Source organism: Xanthobacter wiegelii, assembly GCF_043193855.2.
Classification (GTDB): Bacteria; Pseudomonadota; Alphaproteobacteria; order Rhizobiales; family Xanthobacteraceae; genus Xanthobacter; species Xanthobacter flavus_A.
The window spans coordinates 3,078,616-3,101,324 of the sequence record NZ_CM195529.1; the positions used below are offsets into that span (position 1 = coordinate 3,078,616).

Here is a 22,709-nt window from a genome sequence, read left to right on the forward strand (position 1 = left end):
GCCGCACCTTTTCAAAGTTTGCGAGGATGACGGTGCCATGAGAGTAGGGATCAACGGCCTCGGCCGCATTGGACGGCTTTCGCTTCGCGCGGCCATGGGGGCGGCCTACCGCCCGGACAATGATCCGCGCGGCAACAACCGGCTCGAGATCGTTCATCTCAACGAGATCAAGGGTGGGGCGGAAGCCATCGCCCATCTCCTCGAATTCGACAGCGTACAGGGGCGCTGGCGTGCGCCCATCGCAGCCGAGGGCGCGGATAGTGTGCGCATCGGCGAGAAGAGCTTGTCTTTCTCCTCTCACGCGACGCCGGGCGATATCCCCTGGGGCGATCTCGGCGTGGACCTCGTACTGGAGTCCACCGGCAAGTTTCTCACCCCCGCCGTGCTCGAAGGTCACCTGAAGCGCGGCGCCAAGCGCGTAATCGTCGCCGCGCCGGTGAAAGACCCGTCCGTGCTGAACGTTGTGGTGGGGGTGAACGAGCAGCTCTACGACCGAGAGACGCATCCCATCGTCACCGCTGCCTCCTGCACCACCAACTGCCTCGCCCCGGTGGTGAAGGTGGTGCACGAGGCCATCGGCATCCGCCACGGCCAGATCACCACCATCCACGATCCCACCAACACCAACGTGGTGGTGGACGCGCCCCACAAGGACCTGCGCCGCGCCCGCTCGGCCATGCTCTCGCTGCAGCCTACTACCACCGGCAGCGCCACCGCCATCGCCCTCATCTATCCCGAGCTGAAGGGCAAGCTGAACGGCCATGCGGTGCGCGCCCCGGTGCTCAACGCCTCGCTCACCGACTGCGTGTTCGAGCTCAACCGCGAGACCACGGCGGACGAGGTGAACGCGTTGTTCGCCAAGGCCGCCGCGGGTGCGCTCAACGGTATCCTCGGCTTCGAGCCGCGCCCTTTGGTGTCGGCGGACTACGCCCGCGACACCCGCTCCGCAATCGTTGATGGGCCGTCCACCCTCGTCACCGACGGCACCTTGCTCAAGGTCTATGCCTGGTACGATAACGAGATGGGCTATGCCTGCCGCATGGTGGACCTTGCCTGCCACCTCGAACGCGTGGGGCTGTGAGATGGCGGCGTCATCCTCCGCGGGCCTGCGCAACTACGCCATCGTCACCGCGGCCTATTGGGGCTTCACGCTGACCGACGGCGCCTTGCGCATGCTGGTGCTGTTCACCTTCTTCAAGCTCGGCTACTCGCCCTTCACCCTCGCCTTCCTGTTCTTGCTCTACGAGGCGGCGGGCATCGGGGCGAACTTCATCGGCGGCTGGCTCGCCGCCCGCTTCGGCATCACCCGTATGCTGACAGTCGGGCTCACGACCCAGATCGCCGGCTTCCTGCTGCTCTCCGCCATGTCGCCCACCTGGGAAACGGCCGTTCTTGTTGCCTGGGTGGTGGCGGCGCAGGGCGTGTGCGGCGTGGCGAAGGACCTCACCAAGACCGCCTCCAAGTCCGCCATCAAGGTGACGGAGGCCGAGGCCAAGGGTAACGCCGAGGGGCGCCTGTTTCGCTGGGTGGCGTGGTTCACCGGTTCCAAGAATGCCATGAAGGGCTTCGGCTTCTTTCTTGGCGGCGTGCTCCTGGAGGCGTTCGGCTTTCGCTTGTCGCTGTGGCTCATGGCTGCCGTGCTGGCGCTGGTGCTTCTCGGCGTGCTGCTGTCCCTGCCGCCTATGATGGGCAAGGCCAAGGCGAGTAGTTCGGCAAGAGAATTGTTCGGCAAGAGCCGGGGTGTGAACCTGCTCGCTGCTGCCCGCGTCGCCTTGTTCGGCGCGCGGGACGTGTGGTTCGTGGTGGGCGTGCCGGTCTTCCTCTATGGGATGGGCTGGACCTTTCCCATGGTGGGCGGCTTCCTCGCGCTGTGGACCATCGGCTACGGCATCGTGCAGGCATCCGCGCCCGCCGTGGTGAGCCGCAGCCCGGACGGCCTGTCCAAGGAAGTGCCAGCGGCGCGCTGGTGGGCGCTCGGCCTCGCTCTGGTGCCGGTGGCCATCGCCGTGCTCCTCGCCGTGACACCCCTGCGGCCGGACATCATCGTCGTGATCGGGCTCGCCATCTTCGGCGCCGCCTTCGCCGTGAACTCCTCCCTGCATTCCTACCTGATCCTGGCCTATGCCGGATCGGAGAAGGCAGCCGAGGACGTGGGTTTCTATTACGCCGCCAATGCAGCGGGGCGCTTCATCGGCACCCTCCTGTCCGGCCTGCTCTATCAGGTGGGTGGGATCTATGCCTGCCTCGGGGGGTCGGCCCTGATGCTCGCCGTCTGTTTTGGCACCACCCTCCTGCTGCCGCTTCATTCCCAGCCGATGGGAACGCCGGCACCGAGCAGATAAGGCTCCGGCTTCGAGTTCGCGTACCAGCATCGTCCGATTGAACTACACCGTCACTGGAGAGAAGAGATGACGCTACCGCGCTTTCTCGCACGCACCCTCTTGCTTGCCGCCATGTGCCTGGGGCCAAGCATCGCCCATGCCGACTTCAAGCTCGACCCACGCTTCACGGACGCGAATGGCGACATGGTCGCGGACGCGCCGACTGATCCTTCCAAGCAGATCGACCCGGACACGCTGATCTTCTCCTACACCCCCGTTGAGGATCCGGCCGTCTACGCCAAGGTGTGGCAGGAATTCACCGACCATCTCGCGAAGGTGACCGGCAAGAAGGTGCAGTTCTTCCCCGTGCAGTCCAACGCCGCCCAACTCGAAGCTATGCGCGCCGGGCGCCTGCATGTGGCCGGCTTCAACACCGGCTCCAATCCCATCGCCGTCGCCTGCTCCGGCTTCGTGCCGTTCGCCATGATGGCCTCGAAGGACGGTGCCTACGGCTACGAGATGGAGATCATCACCTATCCCGGCTCCGGCATCACCAAGGTCGAGGACATCAAGGGGAAGAAGATGGCCTTCACCTCGGAGACCTCCAATTCCGGCTACAAGGCGCCGTCCGCGCTGCTGCGCTCGCAGTTCGGCATGGAGGCGGGCAAGGATTACGAACCCGCCTTCTCCGGCAAGCACGACAATTCCATCATCGGCGTCGCCAACAAGGATTATCCGGCAGCGGCCGTCGCCAATTCGGTGATGAAGCGCATGATCGCCCGCGGCGTGATCAAACCCGAGCAGGTGGTGACGATCTACAAGTCGCAGACCTTCCCCACCACCGGCTATGGCTATGCCTACAATCTGAAGCCCGAGCTCGCCGCCAAGGTGAAAGAGGCGTTCTTCAGCTTCAATTGGGATGGCACTGCTCTCCTGAAGGAGTTCCAGTCGGCCGAGCCGCCGCAGGAGAAATTCATTCCCATCACCTTCAAGGAGACCTGGGCGGTGGTGCGCCAGGTCGATGACGCCATGGGCGTCAGCTACGCCTGCAAGTAAACTCTGGAGAGAGGGACTGTGGGATGCTGACCATCGCCGGTCTGTCCAAGCGCTACGCCAAGGGGGACAAGGCCCTCGATGATGTTTCGCTCAGCATCCCCGCCGGCCAGGTGGTGGGCCTGATCGGTCCGTCGGGGGCAGGCAAGTCCACCCTCATCCGCTGCATGAACCGGCTGGTGGAGCCCACGTCCGGCTCCATCCGCCTCGGCGACACCGAGATCACCCGCCTCGGAGGCATGGGCCTGCGGCGCGCGCGGCGGCGCATGGGCATGATCTTCCAGGAATATGCCCTGGTGGAGCGCCTCACGGTGATGGAGAACGTGCTCTCCGGCCGGCTCGGATACGTGGGCTTCTGGCGCGCCTTCCTGCGCCGGTTTCCCCAGGCCGACGTTGACCGGGCCTTCGCCGTGCTCGACCGCGTTGGCCTGATGGATCACGTGGACAAGAGGGCGGACGAGCTGTCCGGCGGCCAGCGCCAGCGCGTCGGCATCGCCCGCGCTCTGGTGCAGGAGCCGGACATCATGCTAGTGGACGAGCCCACCGCCAGCCTCGACCCCAAGACCTCGCGCCAGATCATGCGCCTCATCGTCGAGGTGTGCGCCGAGCGCCGGCTCGCCGCCATCGTCAACACCCACGACGTGGCGCTGGCGCAGATGTTCGTCCAGCGCATCATCGGCCTCAAGGCCGGGCGCACCGTGTTCGACGGCCCTCCGGAGGCACTCGACACCGATGTGCTCACCGCCATCTATGGCGAGGAGGACTGGTCGCGCACCATCCGCGAGGCGGAGGATGATGCGGTGGAAGAAGCCGCCGCCGAGGATGCGGTCCGTGTCCTGCGGGTCCAGGCCACGCCATCCGCCGTGGCGAGGACGCTGTGAGCGCTGTGTCCGTTCCGGCGCACCGCTGGCGGCCGCCGCCGCTCGTCGCCAATCCCTGGCTGCGCTATGCACTCATCGGCGGCGCGGCGCTCTATCTGGCGCTCGCCCTCGGCAGCGTCGAGGTCAACTGGGCACGCCTGTCGGACGGCTGGGCGCGCGGGTTGCGCTTCATCTCCGGCTTCCTGGAGCCGAACTTCTCCCGGCGCTGGGACGACATCATCCAGGGCATGATCGAGAGCCTGACCATGACGGTGACCTCCACCGTGGTGGGCATCGCCATCTCGGTTCCCATCGGCATCGGCGCCGCCCGCAACGTGGTGCCGCGCGGGGTCTATTTCGCTTGCCGGGCCATCATCGCCGTGTCGCGGTCCCTGCAGGAGATCATCGTCGCCATATTGCTGGTGGCCATGGTGGGCTTCGGGCCGTTCGCGGGCTTCCTCACCCTGTCGTTCGCCACCATCGGCTTCCTCTCCAAGCTGCTGGCCGAGGACATCGAGGACATCGACCCCGCCCCTGTGGAGGCGATCCGCGCCACCGGGGCGCCCTGGCCATCGCTGATCGCCTTTGGGGTGCTGCCGCAGGTGGCGCCGCGCCTCCTCGGGCTTTCGCTCTACCGGCTCGACATCAATTTCCGCGAATCCGCGGTGGTGGGCATCGTCGGCGCGGGCGGCATCGGTGCCACGCTCAACACCGCTATCGATCGTTACGAGTTCGACAGCGCCGCCGCCATCCTCATCCTCATCATCGCCATCGTGATGGCGAGCGAATATGTCTCCGGCCTCGTGCGCGGGCCGGTGAAATAATGCCGGTCATAGCCCTCCCCGAAGGCCGCCGGTCCTGGCAACGGCGCACTTCGCGCGGCCAGATCGCCGTGTGGTTCGGCTGGCTTCTCGCCGTGGCCTTCACCGTGTTCTGCTGGCGGGTGATGACGGAAGGCACCATCTGGGCCTTCGTCTGGGATGCCCCCACCCAGGCCGCCGACATCGGCGCGCGCATGGTCCCGCCGCGCTGGTCCTATTTCCCGGCACTGCTCAAGCCGCTTTGGGACACGCTCAACATTGCCACCCTCGGCACGCTCATCGCCATCGTGCTGTCGGTGCCGGTGGCCTTCCTCGCGGCACGCAACACCACGCCTAGCGCCGCCTTCGTGCGGCCGCTGGCGCTGTTCGTCATCGTCGCCTCGCGCTCCATTAATTCCATCATCTGGGCGCTGCTGCTGGTGGCGATCCTGGGTCCGGGCGTGCTGGCCGGCATCATCGCCATCGCGCTCAGGTCCATCGGCTTCATCGGCAAGCTGCTCTACGAGGCCATCGAGGAAATCGACGAGAGCCAGGTGGAGGCGATCCGCGCTACCGGCGCCTCGGGCGCCCAGACCCTCGCCTACGGGATCGTGCCGCAGATCATGCCCGCCTTCGCCGGCATCAGCGTGTTTCGCTGGGACATCAACATCCGCGAATCCACGGTGCTCGGCCTGGTTGGCGCGGGCGGGATAGGACTCAACCTGGAAAGCTCGCTCAATACGCTGGCGTGGCCGCAGGTGACGCTGATCCTCATGGTGATCCTCGCCACCGTGGTGGTGAGCGAATGGGTGTCCGCCAAGGTCCGCCACGCCATCATCTGATCTTCGGAGCCTGAACGATGACTGAGCATTCCCTTGTCACCATCTGGCACAATCCGGCCTGCGGCACATCGCGCAACACGCTCGCCCTGATCCGCAACGCCGGTATCGAGCCGACGATCGTCGAATATCTCAAGACCCCGCCCGCGCGGGAAGAGGTCGCCGCCGCCATCGCCGCGGCGGGCCTCACGGTGCGCGCCGCGACCCGCCAGAAGGGCACACCCTATGCCGAACTCGGCCTCGACGATCCCGCCCTCACCGACGACACTCTGCTCGATGCCATGATGGCCCACCCCATCCTCATTAACCGGCCGTTCGTCTTCACCCCGCTCGGGGCGCGGCTGTGCCGGCCGTCGGAAAGGGTCCTGGACATCCTGCCCGCGCCGCAGAAAGGGCCGTTTACGAAGGAGGATGGAGAGGTGGTGATCGATGCCGAGGGACGGCGCGTTTGCTGACGCGGGGAGCGCTTTCAAGTATGCCTTGATGATTGACACATTGATGATCGATGTATAGCCTTCCTGCATGTCTCGAACCTCTCCATCGGCCACCCCATCCGTTCCGCCGTCGCCCGCCCCGGTGCCGAAGCCCGGGCCCGATTTCCTGAGCCGTGCCTACTGGAACGGCACCATCAAGATGAGCCTGTCCAAATTCTTCATTCTGTGCGTGCTGCATCAGCGGCCCATGCACGGATACGACGTGGCAAGGGCAGTCGAGGCAACGACGAACGGCTGCTGTTCCCCTGCAGAGGGCACCATCTATCCGGTGCTGCGGGAGTTCGAGGAGGGCGGATACGTCACCGCTGCAAGCGAGGTGGTCTCGGGCCGCGAGCGCAAGGTCTACACCCTCACGGACAAGGGCCGCGCCGCCTTCAAGGTGGCGGTGGAGGCCTGGATGGACGTAACGCGCTGTCTGGTCGACGCGGAGAAGATGATCGCCGGCGCGCCGGACAAAGTCGGGAGCACTCCGGGATGCTGCCCCTGACCCGCATTCATTTGCCCTTAAGCATCGCTCGTCAATGGATCGACCATCGGAGTCTCCCGTCATGACCGGATCGCTACCCGTCGCTATCATCGGAGCCGGCCCCGTGGGGCTTGCCGCCGCGGCGCATCTGCTGGCCCGCGGCCTCGCGCCTCTCGTCTTCGAGCGCGGCGCCGGCGTCGGCACCTCGCTCAAGGCCTGGGGCCACGTGCGGGTGTTCTCGCCCTGGGGCTACAACATCGACGCGGCCGCCCGCACGCTGCTGGAGGAAACCGGCTGGAGCGCGCCGAACCCCAAGGCCCTGCCGCTCGGCGGGGAGATCGTGCGGCACTATCTCGAGCCGCTGGCGGCTCATCCCGCCCTTGCGCCCCACCTGCGGTTCGGGGCACAGGTGAGCGCCATCGCCCGCCACGGCCTCGACAAGATGTCATCCGAGGGGCGCGCGGACACGCCGTTCGCGATCTGCTGGCGCGACGCGAACGGCGCTGAGCACCGTTCGCTCGCCCGTGCCGTCATCGACGCCTCCGGCACCTGGAGCCAGCCCAACCCCATGGGCGCGGACGGCCTGCCGGTGCCCGGCGAGGAAGAGGCAGCCGCGCATGTCGCCTATGGCATTCCCGACGTGTCCGGCGCTGAGCGCGAGACCTATTCCGGCCGGCGCGTGCTGGTGGTGGGCTCCGGCCATTCGGCCATCAATGTGGTGCTCGATCTTCTCCGCCTGCAGGAGGCGGCGCCAACGACCCGCGTCACCTGGGCGCTTCGGCGCAACCGCATGGAGAAGCTGCTGGGCGGCGGCCTCAACGACGCGCTGCCCGCCCGCGGTGCCCTCGGCCTTGCGGCGACGCAGGCCATCGCCGCCGGCCGGCTCGATGTCCTCGCGCCGTTCGCGGCGGAGCGGATTGTCGGCGGCGCGGCGGGGCTGGACGTGTCCGGCCGTCTCGGCACGGAGCCCTGGACCAGGACCGTGGACCGGATCGTGGTGGCCACCGGCTTTCGCCCCGACCTTGCCGTGCTGCGCGAGGTGCGCGTCGCCCTCGATCCCGCCGTCGAGGCACCGCCGGCCCTCGCGCCGCTGATCGACCCGAACCTGCATTCGTGCGGCACCGTCCCGCCCCATGGCGCGGCGGAGCTGGCCCACCCCGAGCCGGGCTTCTACATCGTCGGCTCCAAGTCCTACGGCCGCGCCCCCACCTTCCTGATGGCCACGGGCTATGAGCAGGTCCGCTCCATCGCGGCGGAGATCGCCGGCGATCACGACGCGGCGCGCAGTGTCCATCTGGTGCTGCCGGAGACCGGCGTCTGCAGCGCCGCACCGGTGACGGCAGGGGCATCCGGCTGTTGTGGTGGGCCTGCGCCTCGGGACGCCGATGCCTGCTGCGCGGACGATGCCCAGGCCAAGGCGGAAGGCAAGGACGGCTGCGGCTGCGATACCGCCGCGCCGCAGGCCGAGGCGCCACCCCGCCGCGGGACGGCCGCGTGACCAGCGGCCTGAGCGGCGAACTCGCGCAACCGGCGCCAGCGCGCCCGCTTTCCGGCCGCAGCCTGTTCATCACCGGCCTCGGCATTGGCCAGATCTGCTCCTGGGGATCGCTCTACTACAGCTTTCCCCTGATAGCGGAGGCCATGGAGCGCGACCTCGGCTGGTCGAAGCCGGATCTGTTCGGCGCCGCGACGCTCGGCCTCGCCCTCGGGGGCATGGCCGCCTTCCCCGTGGGCGCCGCCGTCGACAAAGGCCACGGCAGGTGGGTGATGGCGGCGGGAGCCGGCCTCGCCGGCCTCTGCCTCCTTGCCTGGTCGCAGGTGCAGCAGCTCTGGCTGTTCTATAGCCTGATGGCCGCCATCGGCGTCCTCCAGGCGGCAACCCTTTATGAGCCGGCGTTCGCGGTGGTGGCGCGCAGGACCGGAGCGGCCGGCGCCCGGGCCGGCATTACCGCGCTCACCCTATGGGGCGGATTTGCCTCCACGGTCTTCATTCCGCTGATCCAGATCCTGCTGGATCTGGCGGGCTGGCGTGGCGCACTGGTGGCGCTCGGCGCCGTGAACCTCGTGGTGTGCGCGCCGCTCTATGCCGCGGTGATCCGGCCCGCGGCCGACCACGCGGCATCGCCGGTCCACGCTCTTGCACTGTCGGGAGCGGGCACCCTGCGGCAGGTCATGGGGCGCGTTGCCCGCCGGCCCACCTTCTGGGCCCTGGCGGTGGCGTTCACCGCCTATGCCGCCACCTTCTCCGCCTTCACCTTCCACCTCTATCCCCTGCTGCTGGAGCGCGGCTTCACGGCGGGCAGCGTGGTGCTGGCCATGGCCATCATCGGCCCAACCCAGGTGGCGGGTCGGATCGCCGTCTCGGTGTTCGCGCCGCGCGCTCCGGTGCGACTCATCGGCAGCTGTGCCGTGCTAGCCTTTCCGGTCGCCATACTCGCCTTGGCGTGGCTGCCACCCAGCTTTGCCCTGGTGGCGGCCATCGTGGCGCTCTACGGCAGCGCCAACGGCATCATGACCATCGTGCGTGGGCTCGCCGTGCCGGAGATGCTGACCCGGCAGGCCTATGGCGCCGTGAACGGCGCGCTGGCGGCGCCCTCGATGCTCGCCCGCGCTTTGGCACCCGCCGGTGCCGCGCTCCTCTGGGCGCAATCCCAGTCTTACGGCGCGGTCCTCTCTGCCATGGCTGCGGGAGGCGTCCTGCTGGCGGGCGCCTTCTGGGCCGCAGCAGCCTTTTCGCGGAACGAGGACATGGAGCGCCACGAGAGGGCTCCTTCTATGCCGGACCGCCGCTAAGCCCCCGCCGCAACACACCCTTCCTGAAAAGAATTAAAGCGGAACAACGCATCCAACACCATCCGGCTTATCAGCGCTCGGCGGCTCACTGCATACGCGCTAAAGCTGCAGGAAACTGATGTGCTCCTCATTTCCCCTGCCAGTTACAAGTTTAGGTCTGGCGGGGTTTGGGTCCTCGTGGGACTGGTTGGCGAACGTCGACGATGGGAGGCCACCGAGGCTCATGTGAAGTCTGACGATATTGTAGTCGATTGCCCGAGCCTCGATGATCCGCCTCACCTCTACAAGTGAGGATGTTTGAAGCGTTCAGATCTTTACGAGCATCGCGGTCACGTACATCAGGCCCGCGCCGGTGGCGAGCCCCGTCATTGCGGCTGGCGTGAAGAACGAAACATGAGTCTCGCCGCTTCTGCGCACTAGTAGCGATCCGACTTCCGCAATCACCTGAAGGATAGCCCCGGCACCGACCGCCAGCGCTAGCGCCGACCACTGCGGCGCGTAGGCAAGGCTGCCGATCCACAGACCTGCGACGGCTGGTCCGCCCGCAAGCAGCGTCAACCCGGCGAAGGTCCAAAGTGGTGGGCGTACTTTCAGTATCGGCGCGGCAATGCCGATGCCTTCCGTGATGTTGTGCAACGTAAAGCCGAGCACCAGAAAAATACCGAGATCCGCCGCTCCGGAGGCGAAAGAAGCGCCGATGGCAAGGCCTTCGCCGAGATTGTGCAATCCTATCCCCAGCGCAATGAAGGTCGATAGGGCCAGCCCGGTCGGTGTGCCACGGCTGCGGCCGACAGCCATCAGCAAGAGGAAACTCCCCATAGTGGTGAGGATGACCATCACCGGTCCCTGGAACAAGGCGGCGGCCTCGCCGGCAAGTTCGAGCGCTTCAGCAACTGCATCAATCACGAGGAAAGCGAGAAGCCCCACCGTCAATGCGAGTAGGAAGTCCATGCCGTTGCGGCCAACGCCACGGAGAACTGGGTAGAACATGAGGCCGATAGCGACGGGAAGGATGCCGACAAAGACGCCAAGGGCAGCCTGGGATACGAAGCTCATCGAATCCACGGTCGGTGTCGCAACCGCGACGGGGATCTCACGCTTGAACGTGGCGCCGGTGTTGGTGAGGATTTTCACGCCGTGCGCCTCGCCGACCACCCAAGGGAACGGCAACTGAACCCAGGCGGTCGCGCCGCGGGCGATCGGACCCGGCGGTGTCTGCGTAAACTGCCAATAGGCGTCATCGACCTGGACCTGGGCGATCGTCATGGGTTGCGAGCCGCCGGCACGGACCAGTAGGCGAACTCCATCGGAACCTAGGATCGTCCGCTCGAAGGTCAGCTTCTCGACCGGCGGTGCGCCGTTGCGAAAGCTCGATAACGGATCGGTCCCAATCAACCACGCCATCGCGAGACCAAGCACGGTAAACGGGATAGCGATCCAGAACAACGAGGCTCGACCCGGACGCCCGACTGGAAGTGTTGTCGCAGCATTGGAAGGGGGCCGCCCAGCTTGGTTCATGATACGGTCTCCACGACATCGAACATGCCCACCCAACCGAGTTCGGTGAACTCCGACTGATGCGGGTGGAACATGTAGAGACCGGGCTCGTGCTCCGTGAAATGGAACTCAAGGATGCCGCGCTCGGCTTGGCATTGGGTGATGAGGTCGACGGTCTTCAGGGTCGGGGTCAAGGTCGTGCCTTGATTGAAGTATTCAAAGAAATTAGCATGCAAATGAAAAGAATTTATCGGATCGAACTCGATCACATTGATAAGGTAGACGCGAACCGGTTTGTCTCTAAGGATCTTGATGGGTTTTTTTGCATAGGCATGGGCTACCGTATTGACAGCATAGACCTCGTTCTTGCCGTCGAAATTGGTATCGAATGCATTCATAACCATTACGAGCTCTTGCCACTCGGCATTCTCCGCCGTGCCGAGCAGGCGTGAGCGGGCAACTGCCTCATATTCGGGATGGCGAGTGGGATCCGGGTCGATGACGAAGGCTCCGTACATGCCCTTGTGAATATGCCGCTTCAGCGGCAGAGCGTGACAGTGATAGAGGTGACATCCGAAAGGCCGTGCATCAAACTCGTAGACAAACTCCTCGCCCGGAGCGACTAGCCCTGCGCCTGGAACGCCATCCATCCGCGCCGCATGGATGCCATGAAAATGCATCGAATGAGGATGCGAGCCGTAGTTTTTGAAGACGATCCTCAGCCGCTCACCTTCGGTCGCGCGCAGTGACGGGCCGGGCACCCGGCCATTATAGGTCCAGGCCAGAAACATGATACCGGGGGCGATCTCGATCTCCTTGTCCTCGGCGGTGATCTCGAAGGTTCTTAGCGTCCGCCCATCCGGAAGCTGGGACACAGTGCCTCTATCCCAGTCGGTCAGAAGCTTGGTCGGATCGAAGCCATTACGAGCTTCGTCGACCCCGCCCACCGTGATCATCGCACCATGGGCTCCGCGGTGGGCTGAGGCCAGCTTTGCTTCAGCGCCGACAGTTCCTGCATGCGAAGCGTGTCCTGACTGCGCTAGAGCACCAGTCATACCTATCGCTGCGCCGCTGGCAGCCGCTAGCCCGCCTCCCAGCACCACGCGCCGGCTCAGCCGTTTACGTAACCAAGCTGGCACTTTGATCATATGCATCTCTTTCTGCAAATGCGAATTAGTCGCATATAAATAGCATAAGCTACAATTGGTGGCCATTGCCAATTGACGTCGAGAAGGGCTTCCTCCTCTCCGCAACATGGGCGCCAACTTCCGCCATATCGCAGAAGATCAGGCAATCGGGGCATGCCGAGTCTAGCCTTGAGGGGCGCGAGGTTGGCTGCCTCGATCAGGTCCGGAAATTCGACTGCCCTCACATAGGCAAGCCAACCGCCACGATGGCCACAGTTCGGATCGCTGGTCACGGTCATCTTGTGCGATGTCTCGGCCGCCCAGAGGCGCGATAGCACGGGCATAGCAGTCGCCTATGTGGCGCCGATCACCAACTCACGGTGTGCCGCGAAAAGCTCGGCTGTCATGCCGCTTCTCCTTTCGTTGGCTGTTTCCTCGCGCACAGCTTCCGATCGAAGCTGCGCATGACGCTCCTCACCGAAAGAAGACGTATTTCGTGAGGGCGGCGATCACCAGCACCAAGACGAGGATGCCGATCAGGCCGGCAAGGCCCATGCCCCATCCCATGGATCCCATCATGTCGTGCATCATTGGAACCTCCTCTTATTTGGCGGCCGCCTTGAGGCCGGCCGGCCCCTGTTCGATCGCCCTCTCGGAGGCGACGCTCCGCGGCAATCGCCAACCCTTGATCAAACCGTAGACCGCTGGGATCACGGCGAGCGTCAGCACCGTCGAGGACACCATGCCGCCGATCATCGGCACCGCGATGCGTTGCATCACCTCCGAGCCGGTGCCGGTGCTCCACAGGATGGGGACGAGCCCGGCCGTGATCGCGATGACCGTCATCATCTTCGGCCGCACCCGTTCTACGGCGCCGAGCATGATCGCCTGATAGAGGTCGATGCGGGTGAAGGGCCGTCCTTGCGCCTCCCGCTCAGCCTTCAGTTCCGCCATCGCCTGCTCGAGATAGATCAGCATGATGACGCCGGTCTCGGCGGCCACACCTGCGAGGGCAATGAAGCCGACGGCAACGGCGACCGACATGTTGAAGCCGAGCCACCACATCAGCCAGATGCCACCGACCAGCGCGAAGGGCAGCGACAGCATGACGATAAGCGTCTCGGTGAGTGCCCGGAAGTTGAGGTAGAGCAGCAGGAAAATGACCAGCAGCGTCACCGGCACGACGATCTTCAGCCGCGCCTCGGCGCGCTGGAGATATTCGAATTGGCCGCTCCACGAGACATAGGTTCCGGGCGGCAGCTTGATCTCGTTCGCGACCGCCTGCTGCGCCTCGGCGACATAGCCGCCCAGGTCCCGGCCAGCGATATCCACGAAGACATAGACGGCGAGCTGGCCGTTCTCGGTGCGGATCGAAGTTGCGCCGCGGGTGAGCTCGACCTTGGCGACTTCGCCGAGCGGCACCGTTCCGCCGCCTGGCAACGGCACCTGCACGTCGCGGGCGATTGACTGCGGGTCACTCCGGAAGTCGCGGGGATAGCGGATGGTGACGGCGTAGCGCTCGCGGCCCTCGACTGTGGTGGTCACCGTCTCCGCCCCGAGCGCGCTTGCGATCACGCTTTGGACATCGCCAATGGCCAGGCCGTAGCGGCCGAGCACCTCCCGGTCCGGCACGATGTCGAGATAGTAGCCGCCGATAACGCGCTCGGCATAGGCGCTCGATGTGCCCGGCACCGATCGCAGCACCCGCTCGATCTCACGGGCGCTCTGCTCCATCTGGGCGAGATCGGTGCCGAACACCTTGACCCCGACCGGGGTGCGGATGCCGGTCGCGAGCATGTCGATGCGGGCGCGGATCGGCATGGTCCAGGCATTGGAGACGCCGGGGAATTGTAGCGCCTGGTCCATCTCGGCCTTCAGACTGTCAATGGTGAGGCCGGGGCGCCATTCGTCCTTCGGCCTCAGGTTGATGATGGTCTCGAACATCTCGGTCGGCGCCGGATCGGTCGCTGTGAGCGCGCGCCCCGCCTTGCCATAGACCGAGGCTACCTCCGGGAAGCTCTTGATGATGCGGTCCTGCACCTGAAGCAGTTCGGCCGCCTTGGTGACCGAGATGCCCGGCAAGGTGGTCGGCATGTACATCAGCGTGCCCTCGTCGAGGCTCGGCATGAATTCCGAGCCGAGCTGGCGTGCCGGCCAGAGGGTCACGCCGAGCACGACGAGCGCGACGAGGATGGTGAGCGTCTTGGCCTTCAGGACGCCGCTAATGACGGGGCGATAGACCCAGATCAGGAAGCGATTGATCGGGTTCCTGTGCTCCGGGATGATCCGGCCGCGCACGAAGACCACCATCAGCGCTGGCACCAACGTCACCGACAGCAACGCTGCAGCTGCCATCGAGAAGGTCTTGGTGAAGGCGAGCGGGCCGAACATCCGGCCTTCCTGCGATTCCAGCGTGAAGATCGGCAGGAAGGAGACGGTGATGACGAGCAGGCTGAAGAACAGCGCCGGCCCGACCTGGCTCGCCGCCTCGATCAGGATCTCGACGCGCGGCTTGTCCGGAGGAGCCCGCTCCAGATGCTTGTGGGCGTTCTCGATCATGACGATGGCCGCGTCGATCATGGCGCCCACCGCGATGGCGATGCCCCCGAGGCTCATGATGTTGGAGCCAAGCCCGATCGCCTTCATCGCCGCGAAGGCGATCAGGATGCCGACCGGCAGCATCAGGATGGCGACGAGCGCGCTGCGCAGATGCAGCAGGAACACCACGCAGACCAGCGCGACGATGATGCTTTCCTCGATCAGCGTGCCCTTCAGCGTCTCGATCGCCCGGCCGATCAGCTCGGATCGGTCATAGACCGGCACGATCTCGGCGCCCTTGGGCAGGCTCGTCGCAATCTCGGCGAGCCGCGCCTTGACGTTCTCGATCACTGTCAGCGCATTGGCGCCGAAGCGTTGCAGCACGATGCCGCTGGCGACCTCGCCTTCGCCATTGAGCTCGGTGATGCCACGCCGCTCGTCCGGGCCGATCTCGACGCGGGCCACATCCTTGACCCGCAGCGACACGCCGCGGTCGGTCTTCAGCACCACGTTCTCGATGTCGGCGACGCTCCGGATATAGCCGCGCCCGCGCACCATGAACTCGAACTCGGAGAGCTCGACGGTGCGCCCGCCGACATCAGCATTGCTGGCCTTGACGGCGTCGCGCACCCGATCGAGCGAGATGCCCAACGCCCGCAGCCGGTTCGGATCGACCACGATCGCATACTGCTTCACGAAGCCGCCGACGCTGGCGACCTCGGCGACACCCTCCGCTTTGGACGCGCCGAAGCGGATCACCCAGTCCTGCAGCGAGCGCAGCTCGGCGAGCGTCATCTCCTTGGCGACGACGGCATATTGGTAGACCCAGCCGACACCGGTCGCGTCCGGTCCTAAGGTCGGCGTCACGCCCGCCGGCAACCGCTGCGCGGCGGCGTTGAGATATTCCAGCACGCGACTGCGTGCCCAATAGGGGTCGGTGCCGTCCTCGAAGATCACATAGACGAAAGAGACGCCGAAGAAGGAGAAGCCGCGCACCACCTTCGATTTTGGTACCGTCAGCATCGAGGTGGTGAGCGGATAGGTGACCTGGTCCTCGACCACCTGCGGCGCCTGGCCGGGATAGTCGGTATAGACGATCACCTGCACGTCCGAGAGGTCGGGGATGGCGTCGAGCGGCAGCGTTTTCAGCGCATAGAGCCCGGCAGCGACGGCGAACACTGTGCCAATGAAGACCAGCACGAGGTTGCGGGCGGACCAGCCGATGAGGTGGGCGATCATGGCTGTGCCTCCGCAGGTGTCAGGCCACGCAGCGCCGCCTTCAGATTGCTCTCGGCGTCGATCAGGAAGTTCGCCGCGACAACGACACGGTCGCCTTCCGCGATGCCCTCGCGGATCTCGGTGAAGCCTTCGCCGCGCAGGCCGATCTTTACCTCGCGCGGTTCGAACCGGCCCTCTCCACGATCAATGATCACGACCTGCCGCGTGCCGGTGTCGATCACCGCGCTATCGGGGACAGCAACCACCGGCGCGGCATCGCCTGTGCCGATCTCCACTTCGGCATACATATTGGGAAGCAGAACACCGCCGGGATTGGCGATCTCGATCCGCACTCGCGTGGCCCGCGTTGCTTCACCGACCTGCGGATAGATCAGCGACACACGTCCTTCGAAGGTGCGTCCCGGCAGGCTTCGAGCCCGGATCGTCACCGGCGCGCCGAGCCGGACGGCCCCAAGATCGAACTCCGGCACATCCGCCAGTACCCAGATGGTCGAAATGTCGGCGAGGCGGAACAGCACATCGCCCGGTGCTGCCTTCATGCCGTCGACGACATTGCGTTCGAGTACGACGCCATCGCGCGGCGCACGCCACGTCATCGACAGCGGCACCTTGCGCGTGCGCTCGATCTCGGCGATCGCTTCAGGCGGCAGGCCGAGATTCTCTAGGCGCTGGCGGGCGCCTCCGAGAGCACTATCGCGGCCGCCGCTTTTGAGATCGGTTAGGAGCTGGGCGCCGGCGGTGGCGATATCCGGCGCATAAAGCCGGAGCAGCATCTGGCCCTTCGTCACCCGGTCGCCCGTGGTGACGTTCGCCACCTCGTTGATGAAGGCGTCGCTCCGGGTGGCGACCACGGAGATGCGCCGCTCGTCGAGCTGGACGGTTCCCGGCACCCGCACCAGCCTGCCGACGACACGCCGCGCGGCCAACTCGGATCGCACACCGGTCCGCTGCAGCTTGCCAAGCGAGACCTTCACGACCGAGCCGTTGTCGTCCTCGCCCTCATGGACGGGGATGTAGTCCATCCCCATCGAGTCCTTCTTCGGCATCGGCGAGGTGTCCGGCAGACCCATCGGGTTGCGGTAGTAGAGGATGCGCCGCGGGCCGGCCTGCCCAGCCGCCTCAACTGTCGCCGGCGGCCTGCCTTCGAAGCTCACATCCTCGCTGGCGCGAACGGTGCGGAAAGCCCGGCCATCCCTGGTCCGGCGCGGCGTTGCCGAATAGACCGGCTTGCCGTCGGGATCCTGATAATAGATCACCGCTCCCGTCCCGACCGGCTCAGCCGCCGCAAGGGTCGCCTCGACACCGAACCATTCGCGCAGGCCGGCTACTGGGAAATCCCGGACGCCCGCCCAATAGCCTCCGATCCCCGCCGCCAGAATGGCGGCGAGAGCGAGGCCCACAAGGCCGATCCGTTTCACGGTACGGCCTTCAGGACCAGCTTGTTCTCGAGCGTGCCGGTCTCACCCTGGATCTTGGCGCCGAGCGAAAGCCGCCAGCCGCCGGCCATCATCAAGTTGGTCTTGAAGCGATAGACACCCGGCTCGGTCGACGGCAGAGCCTCGATCGGCGCCGCCATCGTCTCCATGCCGTCAGGCGCCATGTCGATACGGGTCGCGAAGATGACGGCGTCGGGAACCGCCTTGCCGGATCGCTTGTCGACGAGCCGGACAGCGACGATGGCACCGTTGCCCTGCTTGATGTCCGTCTGAACGAGCCGGAACTCGTAGTCCGTGATGTCGGCATACGCCGTCGAGAGGGTAGCCACGGAAAGCGCGGCCGCGAGCGTCGCCGCAGCGGCGCGCTTCATGGAAGAGTTCGTCATAATTTGAAAATCCCAGATTCATCGGAGCACCGTGCGCATGGCCCGGTGTTGCGCGGCTTATGGCCACGCGCCCTCGGCCACCCGAGCCTCGCTGGGGCGGCACGAGCCGGCGCACAAACGCCGGCGATGTCTTAGGTTCGCGGAGGTCGAGCCGGAGGCTCCAGGGTGAGCGCGTCGCCCATGGCGTCACTGCCAGGGCGGATGGCATCGCTCCGATCCCAGAAAGCGAAGGCCAGGCGCGAAAGCATCGGTGCCACCGAGAAGCACTTGGCCATGCACAATGCCATTAATGGGCAGGTCTTCTGGCAGTCAGGAGCTGCCGGCGTCTCATGCGGACAACACGGCATGTCGTCCGCCATTTCGGGCATGGACATATCGACGGCGGCCGCCATGGCGGCGCCGTTCACCGGTGCGGTGAACGGTCCGGCAACAAGCCCTACGATCGCAAGGATCGGGAGCAGCCTGCGGAGCCAAGTGGCGACCTTCATGCAGCGCAACATGTCATAGGCGAGGCAATTTGGGAATGCGAGCAGCGGTACGAAGCTGTCACAGGTTCGTGGCAGATGGACGCTGCTTCCGGGCTCAATCACCGAACTAGCCGGAGAGACGAACCACCGACGGATGGCGGACTCACATCGCCGGTAAGGCCGAACAGCAGATTGTCGAGTTCTGCCTCGGGGATATCCAGGCGGGCCGCAACGTGCCGGCGTGTCACGCCTTCCCGCCAAAGCTCCGTAAGGACACGTTGCCATATTGCAGATCGCTCCGGTGGGAGACCGTCAGGTTCGTTCGTGCCGAACCGCTTGTTTATCTGGATGCAGAAGGTCCGGTAGTTCCAATCGGAGATCCGGCCGATCCGGTGGAGCCGGTGTGCGAGCGCAGCTACGGACACGCCCCATCGCTTCTTTGCGAGTACCAATTGATCAAGGCTTCGGACGAATGGGATCGTCGCCACGACGTCGTCGTGAGGCATCAGGAACGACGATGCAAACGCATGTGCCTCGAGCTCGGCAGCGCGCCCTTGATTGGGACCGCCGTGCTTGTGCAGGACGAGGTGAGCCAGTTCATGAGCGGCGTCGAACCGGCTGCGCTCTGTGGTCTTGAAGGTGTTGAGGAAGACATACGGCTCGCCATCATGCCAACAGGAAAAGGCATCCACATTCTTCGTGTTCTCGGCCAGCGAGAAGACGCGAACGCCCTTCGTCTCAAGCAGCTTGATCATATGCGAGATCGGCCGCTCGCCGATCGCCCAATGCTGGCGCAGCGCACGTGCGGCTCCAGCGGGATCGCGTTCATGGCTGAGGTCGAGCAGGTCTGGCTGAGGCAGAACGAACCTTTCCCGCACCCAGGCTGACATCTCGAAGGCCAGTGAGCCGGCGGCGAGCGCCGCATCGCGCTCTCGCGCCGACATCGCCGTGAGGCTCCGGAAGCTGGCGGCATCAGCGCTGATCGGAGCCGCGTCGTCCCGGAAGAAGAACTCCCGCGGGAATCCCAGCGCGCGCACCAAGCCGTCGACCGTGTCTTCATCCGGAATCTGCTGCCCGTTGACGACACGCGACAAGGTGACCGGCGATATGCCAGCCCGCTCGGCGAGAGCCTTGGCGGTCAACCGTTGCCGCTTTCGCGCGAGCTCCATTCTGCCAATGTTGAACATGGCCTAGCGACGCAAAACAGCAGGCTCGAACTCGATGCCATCCGGACGATCGCTATCAACGATGACATCCGCCGGCCATTCACCACCACCGAGGATGAAGATGCGCTCGATAAAGCCCTCGAAATTGCCGCCGGAAATGCCCGAAGGCAGCGACAGCTCGGCACGGACATCACCACCTTGAACCGACACGCAGAAGAACCATACGCCGGTCTGGAGCTCCGCGAGGCTCTGATCCCGCGCCGCTGACATCTCCTCCTCCGGGAACAGTCCCGCCTGTCCCACCGCAATGATGCGGTCAGCACCGGAACCTTTTCCGGACACTGCCTGCGGCTTGTGCAGTGTGTCGGCCGCGAGATCGACGCTCTGGTACACGACCTTCAGCGGCCGGTCGGGATGTTTGACCGATTCGACGTTGTTCTCGCGGTAGCGGACCCATTCGTGGGCCAGGAAGACCTGCCGCACATAGCGGGTGCCATAGATATACGCTAGCAGCCCTTCGGCCGAGGCGGGATCGTCCAACGTCGCGTCCGAGCGAGCAGCGACCACGCCGCGCACGACCTCAAGCAGTTCCTGACGCGTGACGCCGAACTCGGCGAGGCGAGCGTCAACTTCAGGATGATCGGCAAGCACGCGAACCGCAGCCATCGAATCGCTCCCACGATAATTTTCTTACCCTCATTTGTGGAGGAAAAAATTATCGCGAGCAACTGTCTTGGTTGGGTGGTCGGGGGCGGCGAAGGATCGAAGAAGAGTTCTAGTGTGAAGGTATACTCCGCCATCGCCGGCCACCGAGCGCAATAGCGGGCCTGATCTTCGCGGGCAGCCTCATATTTGTAACCGCCGTGCTCAAAAAGATCTGAAGCAAGAGACTCGCGCGCGTTGAGCTATCAAGGTCTGGAATGAAGAGCCGGGCTTCGCTGCGAATTGCCCGCCCTGTCACCCACGCCCCCAGGAGAGGAGCCGCAGCGCGTTCAGGGTCACCAGCACGGTGGCGCCGGTGTCGGCCAAAATCGCGGGCCACAGCCCGGTGATACCGGCAATGGTGGTGACGAGGAATACCGCCTTCAGCCCCAGCGAGATGGCGATGTTCTGGTGAATGTTGCCCATGGTGCGCCGGGACAGGGCGATCATGGAGGCAACGTCCTTCACCCGGCCATGGAGGGCTGCGGCATCCGCCGTTTCCAGCGCCACGTCGGTGCCGCCGCCCATGGCGATGCCGATGTCGGCGGCGGCCAGCGCCGGGGCGTCGTTGATGCCGTCGCCCACCTTGGCCACCACCGCGCCCTCTTGCTGCAGCTCGCCGACGATCCGCAGCTTGTCCTGCGGCAGCAGCTCGGCACGCACCTCGATGCCAAGCTGCCGGCCGATAGCCTCCGCCGTGCGCCTGTTGTCGCCGGTGAGCATCAGCGTGCGGATGCCCTCCCGCTTCAGCGCGGCAAGGCCCTCGGGGGCGTCCGGGCGGGGCTCGTCGCGCATGGCGATGGCCCCGGCGATGGCGCCGTCGGCCACCAGCAGGGACACGGTCTTGCCGGCGTCGTTCAGCGCCGCGATCTGGTCGGCCTGCGCCTGTGTCAAAGGCGCGCGCGCGGCGGCGGCCTGGGGCGAGCCGAGGAACACCTCGCGTCCCTCCACCTGCGCCGACACGCCCTTGCCGCCCAGCGCCTGCGCGGCCTCGGCCACGGGAATGGCGATGGCGTCCGCCGCCGCCCGGTCGAGGATGGCCTTGGCGAGGGGGTGGCTCGAACCGGTCTCCAGCGCCGCCGCGAGGCGCAGCACCTCGGCTTCCGGCTGGGCGAAGGCGATCACGTCCGTCACCTGCGGGCGGCCTTCGGTGAGAGTGCCGGTCTTGTCGAAGCAGACGGTGGTGACCTTGCCCGCCGTCTCCAGCACGGCTCCGCCCTTCAGCAGCAGCCCGCGCCGCGCCCCGGCGGAGAGGCCGGCGGCGATGGCGGCGGGCGTCGAGATCACCAGCGCGCAGGGGCAGCCGATGAGCAGGATGGCAAGACCCTTGTAGATCCAGGCATCCCACGCCCCGCCGAACAGCAGCGGCGGGATGATTGCCACCAGCGCCGCCACCACCACCACGCCGGGGGTGTAATAGCGCGAGAAGCGATCGATGAGCCGCTCGGTGGGCGCGCGCTTTTCCTGCGCCTCCTCCACCAGCTTCACCACCCGGGCGATGGTGTTGTCCTCGGCGGTGGCGGTGACGCGCACCCGCAGCGCCGCCTCCCCGTTCACCGTGCCGGCGAAGACGGTGGCGTCGGGCCCCTTGCGCACCGGCACGCTCTCGCCGGTCACCGGGCTTTCGTCGATGCCGCTCTCGCCGGCGACGATGAGGCCGTCCGCGGAAATCCGGTCGCCGGGCCGCACCAGGATCACCTCGCCCACCGTGAGGCTCGCGGCGGGCACCTCGACGGTGGCGCCGTCGCGCTCCACCAACGCGGTCTTGGGCACCAGCGCCGAGAGCGCGCGAATGCTGGCGCGTGCCCGGCCGGCGGCGACGCCTTCCAGCAGCTCGCCCACCAGGAACAGGAACACCACCGCCGCCGCCTCCTCGGCCGCGCCGATGATGACGGCGCCGGCCGCCGCGATGGTCATCAGCATCTCGATGGTGAAGGGCATGCCGTTCGCCGCCGCCGCGATGGCGCGGCGGGCGATGGGCACGAGGCCCACCAGCATGGCGGCAAGATAGAGCCAGGATTGCACCGCCGGGACGAAGGTGCCGATGCCGAAGGCCGCCACCAAGGCGAGGCCGCTCAGGAGCGTGAGGCGCGCCTTGCCGGTGGACCACCAGCGGCCCTCGGCGGCGGGGACAGCACCATGGTCGTGGCCGCCGGTTTCGGCGTGGTCGTGCTTTGCGTGATCGTGGCCGGTGTGGTCGTGGCCCGCATGGTCGTGGTCGGAATGATCGTGCCCCGCGCAGCTCTCTCCATGGTCGTGTGCCTTGCGCTGCCCGCCGCCGGCCGCGAGCGGAGCGAGGGCGTAGCCCATGGGGGAAAGGCGCCCGGCGAGGGGCGCAAGGTCGGCGTCCGGGGCATGGCGGATCACCAGCGTGCCGGCCGCCACCGAGACCTCGGCTTCCGCCACGCCGGCGATGCGCAGCGTGGTGCCCTCGATCTTCGCGGCGCAGGAGGCGCAGTCCATCCCGGTCACCCGGAACCGGCTTTGAACGAGAGGGGCGGTCATGATGCGGCCTTTCTTTGCGT

Annotated in this window: 19 protein-coding genes; 10 read left to right on the forward strand and 9 right to left on the reverse strand. The window is 66.0% G+C overall.

The features are described from left to right. The first annotated feature begins 37 nt into the window (after positions 1 to 37). The 10 genes from V5F63_RS14260 to V5F63_RS14305 all read left to right on the forward strand — a co-directional run bounded on the left by V5F63_RS14260 (position 38) and on the right by V5F63_RS14305 (position 9,626). Positions 38 to 1,081: an ArsJ-associated glyceraldehyde-3-phosphate dehydrogenase gene (locus tag V5F63_RS14260; RefSeq protein WP_149577648.1), complete on the forward strand. Its 1,044-nt coding sequence runs from the start codon at positions 38 to 40 to the stop codon at positions 1,079 to 1,081. A 1-nt stretch (position 1,082) separates the two neighbouring features. Continuing rightward, positions 1,083 to 2,342, forward strand: a complete 1,260-nt coding sequence (arsJ, locus tag V5F63_RS14265; RefSeq protein WP_149577649.1) for an organoarsenical effux MFS transporter ArsJ — start codon at positions 1,083 to 1,085, stop codon at positions 2,340 to 2,342. Positions 2,343 to 2,408: 66 nt separating this feature from the next. Beyond that, on the forward strand, positions 2,409 to 3,377 hold the full coding sequence (gene phnD, locus V5F63_RS14270) for a phosphate/phosphite/phosphonate ABC transporter substrate-binding protein (protein ID WP_149577650.1): 969 nt from the start codon (positions 2,409 to 2,411) through the stop codon (positions 3,375 to 3,377). Positions 3,378 to 3,400: 23 nt separating this feature from the next. Next, positions 3,401 to 4,255 carry a phosphonate ABC transporter ATP-binding protein gene (phnC, locus tag V5F63_RS14275; protein WP_394070222.1) on the forward strand — a complete coding sequence of 285 codons (855 nt, stop codon included), beginning with the start codon at positions 3,401 to 3,403 and terminating at the stop codon, positions 4,253 to 4,255. Next, on the forward strand, positions 4,252 to 5,058 hold the full coding sequence (gene phnE, locus V5F63_RS14280; RefSeq protein ID WP_149577652.1) for a phosphonate ABC transporter, permease protein PhnE: 807 nt from the start codon (positions 4,252 to 4,254) through the stop codon (positions 5,056 to 5,058). The genes phnC and phnE (V5F63_RS14280) overlap by 4 nt, the downstream gene beginning before the upstream one ends. Continuing rightward, positions 5,058 to 5,876, forward strand: coding sequence for a phosphonate ABC transporter, permease protein PhnE (gene phnE / locus V5F63_RS14285; RefSeq protein ID WP_012115937.1), 819 nt, complete (start codon positions 5,058 to 5,060; stop codon positions 5,874 to 5,876). Before phnE (V5F63_RS14280) ends, phnE (V5F63_RS14285) begins: the two co-directional genes overlap by 1 nt. A gap of 17 nt (positions 5,877 to 5,893) precedes the next feature. Continuing rightward, positions 5,894 to 6,328: an arsenate reductase (glutaredoxin) gene (arsC, locus tag V5F63_RS14290; RefSeq protein WP_012115938.1), complete on the forward strand. Its 435-nt coding sequence runs from the start codon at positions 5,894 to 5,896 to the stop codon at positions 6,326 to 6,328. A gap of 121 nt (positions 6,329 to 6,449) precedes the next feature. Next, positions 6,450 to 6,854, forward strand: coding sequence for a PadR family transcriptional regulator (locus V5F63_RS14295; RefSeq protein WP_041575984.1), 405 nt, complete (start codon positions 6,450 to 6,452; stop codon positions 6,852 to 6,854). Between the two features lie 61 nt (positions 6,855 to 6,915). Next, entirely contained in the window at positions 6,916 to 8,331 is a 1,416-nt protein-coding gene (locus V5F63_RS14300; RefSeq protein ID WP_149577653.1) for an FAD-dependent oxidoreductase, read from the forward strand. Further along, complete coding sequence (locus V5F63_RS14305) at positions 8,328 to 9,626, forward strand: MFS transporter (RefSeq protein WP_149577654.1); 1,299 nt, start codon at positions 8,328 to 8,330, stop codon at positions 9,624 to 9,626. Before V5F63_RS14300 ends, V5F63_RS14305 begins: the two co-directional genes overlap by 4 nt. Positions 9,627 to 9,932: 306 nt before the next feature. Here the strand turns inward: V5F63_RS14305 and V5F63_RS14310 are convergent, their stop codons facing one another. The 9 genes from V5F63_RS14310 to V5F63_RS14350 all read right to left on the reverse strand — a co-directional run bounded on the left by V5F63_RS14310 (position 9,933) and on the right by V5F63_RS14350 (position 22,689). Beyond that, complete coding sequence (locus tag V5F63_RS14310) at positions 9,933 to 11,144, reverse strand: ZIP family metal transporter (protein ID WP_149577655.1); 1,212 nt, start codon at positions 11,142 to 11,144, stop codon at positions 9,933 to 9,935. After that, positions 11,141 to 12,271, reverse strand: coding sequence for a multicopper oxidase domain-containing protein (locus tag V5F63_RS14315; protein WP_041577508.1), 1,131 nt, complete (start codon positions 12,269 to 12,271; stop codon positions 11,141 to 11,143). The genes V5F63_RS14310 and V5F63_RS14315 overlap by 4 nt, the downstream gene beginning before the upstream one ends. A gap of 582 nt (positions 12,272 to 12,853) precedes the next feature. Then, the gene (locus V5F63_RS14320; RefSeq protein WP_348841910.1) at positions 12,854 to 16,027 is read right to left on the reverse strand and encodes an efflux RND transporter permease subunit; all 3,174 of its coding nucleotides are present in this window, start codon (positions 16,025 to 16,027) and stop codon (positions 12,854 to 12,856) included. Then, positions 16,024 to 17,445 carry an efflux RND transporter periplasmic adaptor subunit gene (locus tag V5F63_RS14325; protein WP_012115945.1) on the reverse strand — a complete coding sequence of 474 codons (1,422 nt, stop codon included), beginning with the start codon at positions 17,443 to 17,445 and terminating at the stop codon, positions 16,024 to 16,026. Before V5F63_RS14325 ends, V5F63_RS14320 begins: the two co-directional genes overlap by 4 nt. Then, a complete protein-coding gene (locus V5F63_RS14330; protein ID WP_012115946.1) occupies positions 17,442 to 17,849 on the reverse strand; it encodes a FixH family protein in 408 nt (135 codons plus the stop codon). Before V5F63_RS14330 ends, V5F63_RS14325 begins: the two co-directional genes overlap by 4 nt. Before the next feature lie 131 nt (positions 17,850 to 17,980). Next, positions 17,981 to 18,337, reverse strand: coding sequence for a hypothetical protein (locus V5F63_RS14335; RefSeq protein ID WP_041577510.1), 357 nt, complete (start codon positions 18,335 to 18,337; stop codon positions 17,981 to 17,983). A 98-nt stretch (positions 18,338 to 18,435) separates the two neighbouring features. After that, complete coding sequence (locus V5F63_RS14340; protein ID WP_012115948.1) at positions 18,436 to 19,503, reverse strand: helix-turn-helix domain-containing protein; 1,068 nt, start codon at positions 19,501 to 19,503, stop codon at positions 18,436 to 18,438. Between the two features lie 3 nt (positions 19,504 to 19,506). Then, positions 19,507 to 20,148 (reverse strand): hypothetical protein, encoded by a 642-nt coding sequence (locus V5F63_RS14345; RefSeq protein ID WP_209483271.1) that lies wholly within the window; start codon positions 20,146 to 20,148, stop codon positions 19,507 to 19,509. Between the two features lie 291 nt (positions 20,149 to 20,439). Next, on the reverse strand, positions 20,440 to 22,689 hold the full coding sequence (locus tag V5F63_RS14350; RefSeq protein WP_348841909.1) for a heavy metal translocating P-type ATPase: 2,250 nt from the start codon (positions 22,687 to 22,689) through the stop codon (positions 20,440 to 20,442). Positions 22,690 to 22,709: the final 20 nt, after the last annotated feature.